The sequence below is a fragment of the Bombella mellum genome (assembly GCF_014048465.1).
GTDB lineage: Bacteria > Pseudomonadota > Alphaproteobacteria > Acetobacterales > Acetobacteraceae > Bombella > Bombella mellum.
Genome location: NZ_PDLY01000003.1, coordinates 352,903 through 368,036, shown reverse-complemented (window position 1 = coordinate 368,036; position 15,134 = coordinate 352,903). Strand labels below are relative to the sequence as shown.

General features: G+C 62.3%; 12 protein-coding genes. 6 read left to right on the top strand and 6 right to left on the bottom strand.

What is annotated here, in order from left to right; all coding sequences use genetic code 11:
* From CPA56_RS06555 to CPA56_RS06545, 3 genes are all read right to left on the bottom strand, one after another.
* A partial coding sequence (locus tag CPA56_RS06555; protein ID WP_182041198.1) for a filamentous hemagglutinin N-terminal domain-containing protein occupies nucleotides 1–2,125 on the bottom strand: 2,125 nt, incomplete at its 3' end.
* Nucleotides 2,126–2,130: 5 nt separating this feature from the next.
* Nucleotides 2,131–3,918 carry a ShlB/FhaC/HecB family hemolysin secretion/activation protein gene (locus CPA56_RS06550; protein ID WP_182041197.1) on the bottom strand — a complete coding sequence of 596 codons (1,788 nt, stop codon included), beginning with the start codon at nucleotides 3,916–3,918 and terminating at the stop codon, nucleotides 2,131–2,133.
* A 61-nt stretch (nucleotides 3,919–3,979) separates the two neighbouring features.
* Nucleotides 3,980–4,549, bottom strand: coding sequence for an invasion associated locus B family protein (locus CPA56_RS06545; RefSeq protein WP_182041196.1), 570 nt, complete (start codon nucleotides 4,547–4,549; stop codon nucleotides 3,980–3,982).
* 363 nt (nucleotides 4,550–4,912) lie between these two features.
* On the opposite strand from CPA56_RS06545, the gene nadA reads away from it, so the two are divergent.
* Genes nadA through nadC form a run of 3 tightly spaced genes read left to right on the top strand, consistent with a single transcriptional unit; the run spans nucleotide 4,913 to nucleotide 8,281 of the window.
* The gene (nadA, locus tag CPA56_RS06540) at nucleotides 4,913–5,899 is read left to right on the top strand and encodes a quinolinate synthase NadA (protein WP_182041229.1); all 987 of its coding nucleotides are present in this window, start codon (nucleotides 4,913–4,915) and stop codon (nucleotides 5,897–5,899) included.
* Between the two features lie 11 nt (nucleotides 5,900–5,910).
* On the top strand, nucleotides 5,911–7,377 hold the full coding sequence (locus CPA56_RS06535) for an L-aspartate oxidase (RefSeq protein WP_182041195.1): 1,467 nt from the start codon (nucleotides 5,911–5,913) through the stop codon (nucleotides 7,375–7,377).
* A 34-nt stretch (nucleotides 7,378–7,411) separates the two neighbouring features.
* Complete coding sequence (gene nadC / locus CPA56_RS06530; protein WP_182041194.1) at nucleotides 7,412–8,281, top strand: carboxylating nicotinate-nucleotide diphosphorylase; 870 nt, start codon at nucleotides 7,412–7,414, stop codon at nucleotides 8,279–8,281.
* Between the two features lie 4 nt (nucleotides 8,282–8,285).
* On the opposite strand, the gene gloB is transcribed toward nadC, so the two are convergent.
* Nucleotides 8,286–8,993: a hydroxyacylglutathione hydrolase gene (gene gloB, locus CPA56_RS06525; protein WP_195805114.1), complete on the bottom strand. Its 708-nt coding sequence runs from the start codon at nucleotides 8,991–8,993 to the stop codon at nucleotides 8,286–8,288.
* A gap of 177 nt (nucleotides 8,994–9,170) precedes the next feature.
* Between gloB and CPA56_RS06520 the strand changes: the two genes are divergently transcribed.
* Both CPA56_RS06520 and CPA56_RS06515 read left to right on the top strand, forming a co-directional pair.
* Entirely contained in the window at nucleotides 9,171–9,848 is a 678-nt protein-coding gene (locus CPA56_RS06520) for a phosphatidylserine decarboxylase (protein ID WP_182041193.1), read from the top strand.
* A gap of 10 nt (nucleotides 9,849–9,858) precedes the next feature.
* Entirely contained in the window at nucleotides 9,859–10,725 is an 867-nt protein-coding gene (locus CPA56_RS06515; RefSeq protein WP_182041192.1) for a CDP-alcohol phosphatidyltransferase family protein, read from the top strand.
* Here CPA56_RS06515 and CPA56_RS06510 read toward each other — a convergent pair.
* Nucleotides 10,641–11,159, bottom strand: coding sequence for an NADH-quinone oxidoreductase subunit B family protein (locus CPA56_RS06510; protein ID WP_182041191.1), 519 nt, complete (start codon nucleotides 11,157–11,159; stop codon nucleotides 10,641–10,643). The two genes, CPA56_RS06515 and CPA56_RS06510, sit on opposite strands and share 85 nt — an antisense overlap.
* A 116-nt stretch (nucleotides 11,160–11,275) precedes the next feature.
* On the opposite strand from CPA56_RS06510, the gene CPA56_RS06505 reads away from it, so the two are divergent.
* Entirely contained in the window at nucleotides 11,276–12,256 is a 981-nt protein-coding gene (locus CPA56_RS06505) for a diacylglycerol/lipid kinase family protein (protein ID WP_182041190.1), read from the top strand.
* On the opposite strand, the gene CPA56_RS06500 is transcribed toward CPA56_RS06505, so the two are convergent.
* Nucleotides 12,180–15,053: a TonB-dependent receptor domain-containing protein gene (locus CPA56_RS06500; RefSeq protein WP_326831307.1), complete on the bottom strand. Its 2,874-nt coding sequence runs from the start codon at nucleotides 15,051–15,053 to the stop codon at nucleotides 12,180–12,182. The genes CPA56_RS06505 and CPA56_RS06500 overlap by 77 nt on opposite strands.
* Nucleotides 15,054–15,134 lie beyond the last annotated feature (81 nt).

The window sequence follows — 15,134 nt, the reverse complement described above, 5'->3', positions numbered from 1 at the left end:
GGACACCCTCATTATGCACCACACCCGGTGAGCTCAGATGCAGCGCACCTCCCGCCACCAGGCTGGATCCCTCATCCGAGCCATAGCGTCCCAGACGGGCCGTCAGGGTCCCCTGCGCCTGCACAAGGCCGCCCTCGTTCCGGAACGACCCGGCCGTCAGATCCACGTCACCTTTGCCGCTCAGAAGCGTCCCGCCCTGGTTGGAGAGCGTGCCTGCCGTCAGCGTCAGACCCTCGCTGGACTGGATCAGACCGTTGCTGTTGGAGATGTCACCACCATGCAGCGTCAGGGACAGCGGACCGTCAGCGGCGATCAGCTTCCCGCCATCATTCCTCAGCCCCGTCCCCTCAAGCGACACCGCCCCCTGACGGGCCCCCAGCTCGCCACTGTTGGCCAGCACGCCCCCGCCCGTCAGGCTCAGCCCCGTCAGCCCGACCAGCGACCCGCCATTCTGCAGGCCCCCGTCACCCAGATGCGCCTCGACCCTCTGACCCTGGAGCCGGGATTTCGATCCCCCTTCCAGACGGGAGGCCGTCAGCGTCATGTCCCCGAAGGAGGCCAGGACGCCCTCATTATGCACCACACCCGGTGAGCTCAGATGCAGCGCACCCCCCGCCACCAGGCTGGATCCCTCATCCGAGCCATAGCGTCCCAGACGGGCCGTCAGGGTCCCCTGCGCCTGCACAAGACCGCCCTCGTTCCGGAACGACCCGGCCGTCAGATCCACGTCACCTCTGCCGCTCAGCAGCGTCCCGCCCTGGTTGGAGAGCGTGCCCGCCGTCAGCGTCAGACCCTCGCTGGACTGGATCAGCCCGTTGCCGTTGGAGATGTCACCGCCATGCAGCGTCAGGGACAGCGGACCGTCAGCGGCGATCAGCTTCCCGCCATCATTCCTAAGCCCCGTCCCCTCAAGCGACACCGCCCCCTGTCGGCTCCCCAGCTCACCGGAGTTCCGAACATCACTCCGTGCCTGTACGGTCAGGGGGCCAGCATTGGCCACGGCATGACCAGTGTTGGTGATGGTACCATCAGCTGCAAGCTGTATCTGACCGCCATACGCATACATGGTCCCGGCATTGGCAATGCCCTTGCCAGATGCCACACTCAAGGCCTGTCCTGCCTCCAGTGCGCCCTGACTGGTAACCTGTACGGGGCCGGCAGTATTTACGGTCACCTGCCCCTGTGCCAACAGGCGGCCGTTCAGGACCAGATTGCCCTGACTGTCCAGATGCATGTCCCCGGCATTGGAAGCCATCGTGCCATCCACCCGGACACCCGCCCCGGCCTCATTCACAATCAGATAGATGCTGTTGGCATACAGCCCGCCCATGGCAGCCGTATCCAGAGCCAGCTCGGGTTTCCGGCTTCCATCATCTGCGAGGGGTGTGACCTCATTTGTTCCATATACGACACGGTTTTTACCCAGTACGAGATTGGCCTTCTGCGCACTGACCGGACCAGCGATCCTGACATTTCGGGACAGAATGTCCAGTACCGGTACGGACGCAAAATCCGCCCCCTTCTCTCCAAACTGGACAGTCCCACCATGTATGGAGAAGGCCTGCACACCACCTCGTGCATTGAATTCCGGATGGCCGGTTGCCAAGGTGACACGTGATGTATTGATGAAACCACACCCATTACAGGTCAGACCATTGGGATTGGCAACGATGACGGCGGCCTGTTTTCCTGCAACTTCCGTATAACCAAGAATGTGACTGGGCAATGGACCCGTCACCTCGTTCAGGATCGTCCCGGCGGCCCGCCCGTGCAGGTTGGTGTTGCCCAATATGACACCACCAATCTTTGTCTGGGCATTGCGTGTCGCATTGTTCAGGATCAGTCCTCGCTCCGAAACGTTGTAGTTCCGGAACATGTTGTGAGAGACCCCTGCCCCGTTTGGCGACACGATGTTGATCTGATCTATGCCATTCTGGGTTCTGTCCAACTCAGGGTGCAGACCATGCGCAGAATTATCCACCACGATCTGGGGCGGAGCCTGCTGTGCCACAGCCGGTGTGATGGTGGAAGCCATCAGCAGGACCACGGCACAGAACAGGTTGACCATCTTCTGCACGAAAGAAAAAGTGGACTGGCTGTCGCACTGAATCACCGGCCGTTCCATGCCACTCACATCCGTACCCCTGCATTGAAAAACGTGATCAGTCCCTCTGCTGGCAAGGCTCCCCGGGCAATGGCGTGTGTCAGGACCACATCCCAGAAAAGCAGGCCGCCCGTCTTGCGAACGCCCAGCCCCACACCGGCCATCTCTCCCCCCTTCAGGACGGCTGGCGTGGCTCTGGACTGAAAACCGGCCCGGACCACGCCAAAATCCAGTGCGCCATAGATCTGCACACCTTTCAGAAGGCCCCTGCACACGCCCGTATAGGCTCCACATTTCATGGCATCCGTCGGCGGTGACCAGGCGACGTCATTACGCATGTAGCCACCGTTGTTGCCGATGAACTCCTGCTCCAGAAAACCCCGAACAGTGTAGGGGCCGCCTACCTGGAGCTCATTGGTCGGATTCTGATCATGGGAGCTGATTTCCGCATGCATGGTGGTGTGCCATAACCAGCGGGGTGCAAAAGGAACGTAGCCGTCGATATCCAGCGTGGGTTTTACGTAGGCCGTGTGTGGCTCATCCCGGGCAGGGTCAGGATAGTAGTTCCATGTTCCCGCCCCATCGAGGCCGATTTTCACTCCACCCGTGATGTACCAGCTGCTGGCCAGTATCTTGAGCGATTCACTTATGTTCGCATTCACATAAGCCTGCCGTCCGCTCTGACTGAATATGCTGGTATGATTGACCTGAGACCCGAACGTTTTCCGCTCGAACGAAACCTGTCCCGTTGTCACCCCCACGCTGTTGCGCCAGAGCGTACGGGAAAATCCGACCTGCCAGTCGGTCCGGGATCCATTCAGATGATAGAGTTCGGTCCCTGCCTGCAACGGATAGGCATCCTGTGACTGCCACCATGAACCGAACACCGTCCAGTATCCGAAGGGAACCGACCCATTGGCTGACAGGAAAGACGTGCCTCTGGCTCCATGATCCGGCCCACGCAGGGAATGGTCATATTCCACGGACCACATGTCGAGCAGTCCCAGCGGGTTTTCAGCCATAAGCAGGGCATGACCTACCGTACGCCCCGTCACTTTCTGCCCATTGTTGTCCGCCCAGAACTGGCCATGCAGGATGCCTCTGGCCGGAGCGTTCACCACCACACGTGAGGCCCCGGCATCTGCACCGGGCGTGATTTTCATCTGGGCACCAAAATGCGGCAGACGGTTCATCTGCTCCACACCCTGCTCCAGGTCCCTCAGGTTGAGGATGTGCCCCTTCAGGCCGGGAAAGGCCACGCCCGGCACCAGCCTGCGGCTGCGCCCCTGCATGTCCACACCCTCGAGCCTGCCTTCCACCACGACAACGGAAAGCTCACCGCTGCTCAGCTTCTGCTCTGGCAGATAGGCACGGGACGTGATGTAGCCCCTGCGGACATATGCCTCGTTGATCCTGTTGATGAGGCCATTGAGGTCGCTCACGCCAAGGCAGCGTCCCTCAAAATCGGATGCGACACGCCTCAGACTTCCAGCGGAAAGGTGCCTAGCTCCGGTAATGCTCACCCTGTGAATGAACATGCAGGCCCGTGACGCACCCTGTGGGGTCTCCTCGGGGGCCACCTTCACATTGGCGGCAGGCGGTGGAAGGGAGTCCAGCTGCTGCTGGTGCTGACGGAAACGCTGGAACTGGTCCTGCGAAGAACCCGGGCCTGCTCCCAGCCCTGGAATGATCGGAGGAGCTTCCGCCAGAGCCGGAGCGGCCCTCACGCTGCCCACCTGCACGGCTCCCACGGCCAGCACCGCCCACAGACACCCTGCCACAACCCTACGCCACGCCCTGGACACCTCGGGCATCAGCTCACACCACAGAAATCACGAGACCCGCCCACGACCAGCCTGCTCCAATATCCGTTTTTCAGCGATGAAAAGGAGAATGCTGTATCCAGCCATCAATCTGCTGCATCGCCGCAGAAGCTCCATCCAGAGCGAAATTGATCGTCAGCGTCCCTTCCGAGACCTTGTCCACCATGATGTGGCCCGTCTGCCCTCTGGCAAACTGCTCCGCCTGCGCCGCAGACAGGTCCGCCGAGGCCATGCAGCCTGTCGAGATGCAGGACTGCCACTGCAGACGGACGGGACTCTGCCCCTCCACGGCGATACGGGCATCCGTCTTCAGGGACAGGGCAAGGGGAACCATGGCCGTTACCCGCCACGGACGCCCTGCAATAGGCTCCCTGTCGACATCCTCTGTTGCCCGGGCCAGTATGACGGCCCCCAGGGGTTCCGCCTTGCCTCCATCTCCCCGCATCATGAGGCTCTGCTGCATCAGACAGAACTGTGGCCCCTTGGCTGGACTGTTCGGCGGGAACACACAACGATACCCCCACTCACCTGCCGTCCCGGACATGACGACAGGTGACAGCTGTGCCGTATCAGCCGCACGGGCGACGGGAAGCCCTGCCACAGTCAACGCTGAAAGCACCATAATCTTCAATGACTGTTTCACTATCGGCCCGACCACATCCGTCCCCTGACTATTCTGCTCTTACATGGAATCCAAAATACCGCCGCCTTCATATACTATTGAAAAACGATTCAGAAATATTTTTTTAACTTTTGCGACACTCCCTGCACATCGACGTGTCTCGGCATGACACCAGGCCTCATTGGGACGACTGGAAAACAGCAGCCTCTGCCCGGTCACCCTCATCCAGAACACGCTCCTGAAAAAACGGTACGGTCGGTCTTTCCTCCTGACACACCCGGAGCAGAAACCCCTTGGCATGATCTCCAGCAGGCCCTATATTATGCTCATAGTGAGTATAACCTTGGTAAGGACCTCTCCATGATGCAGGGCATCGCCACCTCTCCGTCCCGCGCTGCGCTGTACAGCCCCGTGGCCTCCCTCATGGCCCGGCAGGACTGGGACCGGCTTTTTGCAGATGACATCGAGGCCATTCTTGAGCTGAAGCGCAAGCATAATGCCGTCATCCTCGCCCATAATTATCAGACGCCAGAAATCTTCCACTGCGTGTCCGACATCAGGGGGGACAGTCTGGCTCTGGCCCGTGAGGCCCAGAATCTGGAACAGGATGTCATCATCATGGCGGGCGTCCATTTCATGGCCGAAACGGTCAAGCTTCTGAATCCCACCAAGACCGTCCTCATACCGGACGAACTGGCAGGCTGCTCCCTGGCCGAAGGCATCACGGCGGAAAATGTCCGCACCCTGCGGGAACGCCATCCCGGCGTGCCGGTCGTCACCTATGTGAACAGTTCCGCTGCCGTAAAGGCCGAGACGGACGTCTGCTGCACGTCCGGCAATGCACGCCGTGTCGTGGAAAGCCTTGGCGTGCCGGAAGTCATCATGATCCCCGATGAATTCCTTGCCCGGAACATCGAACGGGAAACCGGCATCAAGATGCACACATGGTCAGCCCGCTGCGAAGTCCATGAACGATTCACCCCGCAGGAGATCCGCCAGTACCGGCGGATGCATGGCCCGCTCCATATCATTGCACATCCGGAATGCTCACCCGATGTCGTAGCGGAAGCCGACCATGCCGGGTCCACGGCCAGCATGATGGACTACATCGCCCAGCATAAACCTGAAAAGGTCATGCTCATCACCGAATGTTCCATGAGCGACAACCTCGCCGCCATGCACCCGCAGACCGACTTCATCCGTCCCTGCAACCTCTGCCCGCACATGAAGCGCATCACCCTGAAGAACATCCGTCAGGCTCTGGAAACCATGAGCACCGAAGTCACCATCCCGGCTGACCTTCAGGAACCGGCCCGCCGCTCCGTCGAGCGGATGCTGGCCATCAAGTGAAGGACCGTCCCATGCAGGGACATGTCCTTTCCCGCCACGCAGGCTGGCCAGTCATCATCGGGGCCGGGCTGGCCGGACTCATGGCGGCTCTGGAGATGGACGGCCCCTGCGTGCTGCTTGCTCCCTCCTTCACGGGGGAAGGAACATCCAGCACCCTGGCCCAGGGCGGCATGGCGGCGGCGGTCGGTCCCGGTGACAGTCCGGCCAGCCACGCCGAGGATACGCTCAAGGCCGGTGCCGGTCTGTGTGATCCGGCCATCGTGCAGCGCATCACCGAGGCAGGACCGGGTGCCGTAGAAACGCTCCTGCGGCTTGGCGTGCCCCTAGCCCGTGATGGAAAAGGCCAGCTTTCCCTCCATCTGGAAGCCGCCCACAGTCATGAACGGATTGTCTTTGCCGGTGGCGACCGGAGCGGGCAGGTCATCCTTCAGCATGTTCTCCAGCAGGCCCGGAAAAAGGACACCATCCACTGGCTACAGGCCACGCTGGAAGGGTTCCACGCCCCTGATGGGACAATGCAGGGTGTATGGACATCCGCCGGGTTCATCCCCACACGGCACTGCATCCTAGCCAGCGGCGGCTGCGGCGGGCTGTATCAGCACACGACCAGCCCGCTCTCCAACCGGGGTACGACACTGGCTCTGACCGCATGGGCAGGAGCCACCCTGCGGGACATGGAATTCACACAGTTTCATCCCACGGCCCTCGTTGCACCGGGCCAGACAGGCCGCCTCTCCCTCATCAGTGAGGCCGTACGGGGAGCCGGAGCCGTGCTGCGTCTGGATGACGGCCACCGCTTCACGGAAGAACTCGCCCCCCGTGATGTCGTCAGCCGGGCCATCGCTGCCCAGCTGCGGGAGGGACGCACCGTCTTTCTGGATGGACGATCCCTGCCGGGTGCCCCCTTCAGCGCACGTTTCCCCGGCATCACGCAGGCCTGCCGAAAAGCCGGTCTTGATCCGGACACCCAGATTCTGCCCGTCCAGCCCGCCATGCACTACCACATGGGCGGCCTGAAAGTGGACCAGACAGGCCGCACGACTCTGAAGGGACTGTGGGCCTGCGGAGAGGTCGCCTGTACCGGCCTTCATGGTGCCAACAGGCTGGCCAGCAACTCCCTGCTGGAGGCTCTGGTCTGCGGGCAATGGGCGGGGCGGGACGTCAACACCAGCCGGAACGACGGAACAGCTCCCCCTCCCGCCACGGTACCGGCACGCCCCACCTTCACGACGGACTGGCCTTTCCGGGCCGAAATGCAACAACATCTCGGCATTCTCCGCACCCGCACAGGACTGGAAAATTTTCTGGAACGTACCCTACCACTGGCCCGCCAGAATCTCTGCGCCCTGACGGCCTCCTTCATCGGCTGGGCCGCCCTGAACCGCCCGGAACAGAGAGGGGCACACTGGCGGGAAGACACGCCCGGTCTTCAGCCGCCCCGTCACATCGACATGCAGCTGACCGACCTGCCCCTGTAACCTCCTTCCATCCAGCACCAGGAGACCCATCATCATGGCCCTTGAGACGCTTTTCCTGCCCGACCTGCTCTGGGAACCGGTCATCAGCAACGCCCTGCGGGAAGATTTCGGCACAGGTGGCGACGTCACCACGCAGGCCCTCATGCAAGGCCAGCCCACGCTGCGGGCCTCCTTCGTCGCCCGGCAGGATGGACGGCTGGCCGGACTGCCCGGTGCCCGTCTGGCCTTCACGCTTCTGGATGGCCGAACCCGTTTCACCCCCTTCAGGCAGGAGGGCGACCGCATCACCCGTGGCGACGTTCTGGCCGAGGTGGAAGGCCCAGCCAGTGCCGTGCTGGGCGGGGAACGTGTGGCCCTCAACCTGCTGTCCCATCTCAGCGGGATCGCCACCACCACGGGCCAGATCGTGGACGCCGTGGAAGGTACGGGGGTCAGTATCTGCTGCACCCGCAAGACGCTCCCCGGCCTGCGTGCCCTGCAGAAATATGCCGTCCGGGCTGGTGGTGGCAGCAATCACCGCCACAGGCTGGATGATGCCATCATGCTCAAGGACAATCATCTGGCCCTCTTCGGCAGCAACATCCCCGCCGCACTGGCCGCCGCCCGCCAGCGGGCCGGACACCTCATGAAGATCGAGCTGGAAGTGGACTCCCTCGCCCAGCTTGCCGAGGCTCTGGAGTGCCCCGACGGGCCGGATGCCTACCTGCTGGACAACATGACCCCCGCCATGCTGCGTGAGGCCGTGAACATGATCGAGGGCCGGGCCATTGCCGAGGCCTCCGGCGGCATCACGCCCGACACGGCCCGCAGCATTACCGAAAGTGGCGTGGACATCCTCTCCCTCGGCTGGCTGACCCACAGCGTGAAAGCACTGGATATCGGGCTGGACATCCGCACGGCCTGACAACTCAGAACTGGTCTTTCTGCTTCCGCAGGCGGGCCAGCTCTTCCGGCGTCGGGGCCATGAGGAACGGGTTGGTCTGCCGCTCCACACCCAGCGTAACGGGCACCGAGGGCCGCCCTTTCGCCCGGAGCTGCGCCACTTCTGCCCTGCGGGCCTCCAGCGCAGGGGTGCTTCCGCCCAGTGAGGCAATGAATTTCAGGTTGCCCTGCGTGTATTCATGGCCGGGGCAGAGAAGCGTCCCGTCCGGCAGATCATCAAACTGGCGGAAGCTGGCAAAAAGCTGTTCCGCAGTCCCCTCGAACAGGCGGCCACTCCCGCCACTGAACAGCGTATCCCCACTGAAGAGAGCCGGGGTCCCGCCTTCCAGTGCATAGCAGAGGTGATCCAGCGTGTGACCCGGTGTGGCCATGACACGGAATGTCAGCCCTGCCACCTTCACCTCATCGCCATCCTTCAGAGGATGATCGACTCCCGCCACGTCCGCCGGACCATAAACCGGCACCTCATGACGCCGTGCCAGCTCCGCCACCCCACCGACATGATCGCCATGATGATGGGTCAGCAGGATGGCAGCCGGGGCCTCCTTCCCCAGCACCGCCTCCGCCGGCCCGGCCTCGCCCGGATCGATCACCACCCAGGGCTGCCCCTCCTTACGGACGAACCAGATGTAATTGTCCTGAAAGACAGGAACCGGCCTTATTTCCACATTCATGAAACATTCTCCTTACCAGAGGAAATCCCGCAGGAAACTGCAGAATGACAGGCATGGTCTCCTCAGGATGAAACCTGTCCTCCGCCATCGCAACCCTGATGCCCCTCATTGCAGCTCCACACCGGCTCCTGCAACGAAATACTTGACCCATCCGGCAGGTGACGTATGAGTAATCCCATGTCACTGATCAAATCTTTCAAACTTGTCCTTGCTCCGCCGCACCGTGCGGCCACACCGTTCCTTGGCATTGGCCTGCTGGCCGGTGTGCTGGGGCGGGCCACGCCATGGCGGCTGACACGGGCACTTGGTACGGCGGGTTTCGCCTTCACCGGCTTCTGCCTGTATTTCTTCCGCAACCCACGGCGGACGTCTCCACAGGGTGAAGGCCTCGTCCTCGCCAGTGCGGATGGACGTGTGACGGGTGTTTCCATGGTCCCGCCTCCAGCCGCCCTGGAGATGGGCAGCGAACCGGTCTGGCGTGTCTCGACCTTCCTCTCCGTTCTGGACGTGCACGTGAACCGTATGCCCGTCAGCGGGACAGTCACGAAGATTGCCTATCATGCGGGCAGGTTCCTCAATGCCAGCCTGGACAAGGCCTCCGAACACAATGAACGCAACGAGCTGCGCGTGACCCTCGGCGATGGCCGTCAGGTGGCCGTGGTGCAGATTGCCGGGCTTGTGGCACGCCGCATCCTCTGCGACGTGGCAGAAGGCGACCAGGTACGGGCTGGCGAACTGTTCGGTCTCATCCGCTTCGGGTCCCGCACGGATATCTATCTGCCGCCGGGCGTCACCCCCGATGTTCTGGAAGGGCAGACGATGATCGGAGGCGAGACGGTCATAGCGAAGCTCTGAGGATCATCATATGCAGAAGCCTTCTCCCGGCACGATCATCATGCATAGATACCGGCGCAAACGCCGCCGGGTCCATGGGCTTTCCTTCAACCGGCTTGTCCCCAACATCCTGACGATGCTTGGCCTCTGTGCCGGGCTGAGTGCCATCAAGTTCTCCATGACAGGCCACTTCACCCATGCGGCGGCGGCCCTGCTGCTGGCCGCCTGCATGGACGGGCTGGACGGACGCATCGCCCGCCTGCTGAAGGGCACGTCCCGCTTCGGAGCCGAGTTTGACAGCCTGTCGGACTTCGTCTGCTTCGGCGTCGTGCCGCCTTTCATCCTCATGCTCTGGGCACTGCCTGCCACGCAGCGTCTGGCCTTCATTCCCTTCATCTTCTTCACCGTCTGCATGGCGTTGCGGCTGGCCCGCTTCAATTCCGCACTGGATGACGACACGGCTCCGGAATATGCCGCCAACTTTTTCTCGGGCGTTCCGGCTCCGGCCGGTGCCGGGCTGGCCCTCTTCCCCGTCTTTCTCGGACTGGAAGCCAAGCGCAACCATCTGACGGGTGTGGAGCATTTCGCCCACTCCCCGTGGCTGGCGGCGGGCTGCCTGATCGTCACCGCCCTGCTGCTGGTCTCCACCCTGCCGATCTGGTCCTTCAAGAACTTCAAGGTGCCATCACGATACATCCTGCCCATGCTGGTCGGCACGGGGGCCTATGCCGCCATCCTCATCGCCGAGCCGTGGGGTGCCCTAGCGGCGGCGGGTCTGCTCTATCTCGTCATGATCCCGCTCTCCCGCCGGTCCTACTGGCGGCTGCGCCGTGAAGCGGAAGAGGCCTGGGAACCCGTCGAGGAAGAACCACCTTCCGCCAGCTCCACGAGTGCCTGAAGGATGGCCTCGGGTGAAGGCGGGCAGCCGGGAATGGCCCCGTAAACCCGTGTGAGTGCCTGAAGGCCACCCAGCGTGGCATAGCTGCTTTTCCATGGTCCGCCATCATGGGCGCAGTCTCCCACCGCCACGAGGCTGCGCCCGGCGGGCATGGCCTCCCAGGCACTCGCCAGCGTCCCCGCACAGGACCGTGTCACGGCCCCCGTGACAAGAAGCCAGTCCGCATCCTCCGGATGCTGGACCCTCTGGAAACCACTGCCCTCCAGAGGATAGACGCTGCTGCCCAGAGCGATCAGCTCCATGGCGCACCCTTCGCAGCTTCCCGTTTCCAGAGCAAAAAGACGGATACGCCGCCCCCGCCGCCGTACGGGCTGGGGACGCCATTTCTGCACGTCCAGAAAAGCGAGCATCATGGTCAGGGGGGCAGGCAGCATGAACGGAATGACCCTTACAGAAACAGAAACTGAGAAAAACCGTGACAGAGGTTGGATGACAGGCACTATATAACCCTGCCCCGCCACAGCCCAGAGTGAAGTCACACGACACCACCATGCGTTCATGTCAGCCCCCAGCCCGCCACAAGGCCCTGCTCATCATCAACCCGACAGCGGGACGTCACTCTCCCCGGCGGCAGGCCACCTTCGTGAAGCATCTGCAAGGGGCCGGGCTGGACGTGCGTGTCATGGAAACCCGTTACCGGGGCCACGCTGCGGAGATCGTGAAGACCCACCTGCCAGCAGCGGACCTCATCATTGCCGGAGGCGGTGATGGCACGATTGCCGAAATTGCCCAGGCCATGACGGGCGGTTCCTGTCCTCTTGCCCTCTGGCCTGTCGGCTCTGCCAATGTGCTGGCACTGGAGCTGGGCGTCCCCTTCCATGACGCCAGCAATGCCGCCCTCATCGCCGGCGGGCAGACCCGCACGCTCTGGCCGGGCTGGCTCACCACAGAAGGACAGGCCAGCCCAACCCTGTTCCTCCAGATGGTCGGGGTCGGTCCCGATGGCTGGGTGGTACAGCAGCTCTCCACGGCCCTCAAGAAACGGATCGGCCGAGCCGCCTATCTCCTCACCGCCCTGCGTCTGCTGTCCGCCTATCGCTTCCCTGCGTTCGAGACCACAGTGGATAGCCGATGCTACCGGTCCCGCCTCACCATCATCTCCAAGGGACGGCTTTACGGCGGTCCGTTCCGGCTGTTCCATTACAACCACCATGAGGAGGCCGCCTTCTCCGTCTTCATGCTGCACCGGCTGCACCCGCTCTGCCTGCTGAAGCAGGCATGGGCCTTCCTCTGCCGGAAAGGCTGCACCACCCCGGCCTTTTCCTTCATCCGGGGGCAGACCATCACCTGTCCCGGCAGCCAGCCCGTTCCCGTCCAGAGTGATGGGGACTTCAGGGGAACAACGCCGCTACACATCACCAGCGCACCGGCTCCCCTGACGGTCATCTGCCCGGCTAGAAATCAGCCCCCATCTGGAGAAAGAAACTTCTTCCGGCAATATAGCCTGAATATTGGGAAAAGGCGGTATTGAAGGCCCCATCCGGCACGAAAGGCGGCCTGCGGTTGAACAGGTTGCTGATGCCTCCCATCAGCTGGAACCGGTGCCACGTCCCTGACACCGTCACGTCATGCAGGATCGTTCCTCCCACGTGGGTTCGCCCGGATGTGGCCGGGTCAAGATCACGGTGCCCGTCATTCATCCTCATCCCGCTGATGAGGCGTGTCATCCAGATGAGGCTGACATGGTCATGCCGCCATGTCGTGCTGATGTAATGCTGCTCCCGTGGTCGGCCACTGCCATTCAGATAGAGCAGACGACCTGTATAGTCCTGCCAGCTCCCGTTACGGGTCAGCTTCTGCCTGTAATTCAGAAGATACTGGGTGTTTTCATGAAGGCTCAGCTGGTCCCTGTCACCCAGGGGCAGGCTGTAATGCAGGCTGAAATCCAGACCATCCGTCTTCAGGGCACCGACATTCTGCGGCAGGGCCTTGATGGCCGTGATCTGCCCGCTGCTGGAACGGGGCAGGATGGCACTACAGAAATCCGGCTCGCTGCCCGTGTAACATCCATCCAGAAGCGTCTGCGTGCTGAGGGTCGATATCATGTCCCGCAGGCTGTAATGCCAGTAATCGACAGAGAGCCGCAACGCCCTGAGAGAGCGGGGCGTGATGTCCATGCCGACCGTTGCCGTACGTCCATATTCCGGCCCCAGCCGAGGATTGCCACCGGAGAGGGTCGGCAGCTGCCCGACCAGTGAAGAGGTGAAGCTGGCCGGGTTGATTCCTTCCTTCTGGCACCGTGCCTGCACCGCTCCCGCACGGCTGCCATAGCTTCCCACATGGGCGCAGGGATCGGATGCAGAAGCATAGCTCAATGTCTGGCCGCCATAGACATCATACAGCCCCGGCTGCCGGAACGAGGTGCCCAGCGTCCCCCGGAAGGCCACGTCCTGAACCGGTGCCCAGTGCAGGCCGGTCTTCCAGTTCAGCGGTGTTCCGTAATGACTGTATGAAGAGACACGGCCCTGAAGGTCAACCGTCAGGTCCCGGGCCAGTGGCGCACGCCGCAGCAGGGGAAGCTGGATTTCTCCATAACCCTCCGAAACGGTGAACCCACCGCCCGTATAGGCCCCCGCCGCCCCTGTGGACGCCCCCTGCGCCACGAGGGCATCAGGGTGATAGCTCAGCTGCTCCCCCCGATGTTCCATGCCTGCCGCCACCCCGACCGGCCCGCCATACATCCACGGCAGGGCAAAGAGATGCGGGTTCCGCAGGCGCAGCATCGTGTCCCGCAGCTGATAGGTGGCCCGGTCCTTCTGGGTGAACTGGACATGATCCTTCGCCTGCTGGCTGTAAGGCGCAAAAGGATTCTGCAACACGCAGCCCTGCGCCGCCTGACAGATACCCGGATCATAGACCACGGGACTGCGGGAATCCGTCACATCCAGCTGTCTCGTCCCTGCCGTTTCCAGCAGGTTGCGGTAATTGATCATGTCCTGCGTGTGAGAGGACAGATGGCTGCGCCCGTAGGTATAGGAGAGGTCATAATCCCACCCGGCTCCCAGCTGTCCTTTCAGGCCGGGCAAGAAGGTCCATGTATCAGTGTTGATGTGATTGCGCCGTGGCCCGACATCTTCCATCCGCTTGATGATGGACGCATCCCGCCCCCACGGATTGTACGGACTGGCCGCCGGCAACAGCCACGAAGACGGCAATGTGGATGGCGGGACACTCCCCTGCACCGGTGCTGGCGACTGGGTCCGTTCCACAAGCGTGTGGCTGTACCGCATGGTACCATAGAGCGTCACGAACCGGGAAAACCGCTCATGGGCATCAAGGGAGGCCGTGCCGTCATCATGGCGGTTCATGATCGTGGAATAGCGGGCAAAATTGTACAGATCGTCCCTGGTGAAGCGGCGGAAGCCGCCCTGCCCATCCGGCACCATCTTCTGCCCCGTCTGCGGATTGATGAGCACGCCGGAAGGAATGATGGACGACCCGTAACTGGGGCTGCCCGTGGCCGGATTGTCATTCTGTGGCAGGGCTGACCAGCTGCGGTCCCGGTTATAGATGGGGCCGGTCGTGCTGTAGCTGCCCGCCAGCGTGACGTTGCCCCGCCCCTCATCAAAATTCATGCCGTGATAGGCGGAGACCTCGCCACCCCGGGCATCCCCGGCCTGCGCAATGCTCCCCCGCATGGTGATGTTGCTGCCCGTGAGGTCGTGCCGCAGATGGATGTTGATGACCCCCGCCACGGCATCCGCCCCATACAGGCCGGACCCGCCATCCTTGAGAATTTCCACCTTCTCGATCTGCTGCAACGGGATGGTGTTGAGGTCTACACATTCGGACCCGGCATTGAGGGTCGCCCTGTGCCCGTCAATCAGCACAAGCACCCGCCCTTGCCCCAGATTCCGAAGGTCCGTGCAGGATGCCCCCTTGCCCCCGTTGGTCAGGCTGTTCGGCGAACCGGATGAGCCGATGGAAGGCATCCTTTGCAGATAGTCCCCCAGAGACGTCACGGCACTGCGCTGTATCTCCTTCCCCGTGATGGTCTGCACGGGATTGGGGGACGTCTTCCGCCCGCCCTGAAGGTAAGACCCTGTGACCGTCAACTGTTCGACAGGCTGGAAACGGACCTGGGCCGCCTGATGTGCCGGTCCGTCGCCCCTGTTTCGGGAGTGTTCTGATGCTGAGGGAGTTTTCACCGTCCCGGCCGTCTCAGGCTCCGCCACTGGCGGTTGGGCCTGCGCGGGCAGCACCGTCAGGACCGGGCAGACCAGCCCTCCACCCAGCATGAGGGCAACGCCCTGTCTGATAAACCGCACAGCCCCTCACACAGCGCATGATGAATCTTAAATCATATTCTATATGTTATAATATAACACCCTGACGGATACCAGAGCTTT

Coding starts and splice junctions, on each gene's coding strand:
- CPA56_RS06550 (WP_182041197.1), bottom strand. CDS start 3,918: ATGCCCGAGGTGTCCAGGGCGTGGCGTAGGGTTGTGGCAGGGTGTCTG.
- CPA56_RS06545 (WP_182041196.1), bottom strand. CDS start 4,549: ATGGTGCTTTCAGCGTTGACTGTGGCAGGGCTTCCCGTCGCCCGTGCG.
- nadA (WP_182041229.1), top strand. CDS start 4,913: ATGCAGGGCATCGCCACCTCTCCGTCCCGCGCTGCGCTGTACAGCCCC.
- CPA56_RS06535 (WP_182041195.1), top strand. CDS start 5,911: ATGCAGGGACATGTCCTTTCCCGCCACGCAGGCTGGCCAGTCATCATC.
- nadC (WP_182041194.1), top strand. CDS start 7,412: ATGGCCCTTGAGACGCTTTTCCTGCCCGACCTGCTCTGGGAACCGGTC.
- gloB (WP_195805114.1), bottom strand. CDS start 8,993: ATGAATGTGGAAATAAGGCCGGTTCCTGTCTTTCAGGACAATTACATC.
- CPA56_RS06520 (WP_182041193.1), top strand. CDS start 9,171: ATGTCACTGATCAAATCTTTCAAACTTGTCCTTGCTCCGCCGCACCGT.
- CPA56_RS06515 (WP_182041192.1), top strand. CDS start 9,859: ATGCAGAAGCCTTCTCCCGGCACGATCATCATGCATAGATACCGGCGC.
- CPA56_RS06510 (WP_182041191.1), bottom strand. CDS start 11,159: ATGCTGCCTGCCCCCCTGACCATGATGCTCGCTTTTCTGGACGTGCAG.
- CPA56_RS06505 (WP_182041190.1), top strand. CDS start 11,276: ATGCGTTCATGTCAGCCCCCAGCCCGCCACAAGGCCCTGCTCATCATC.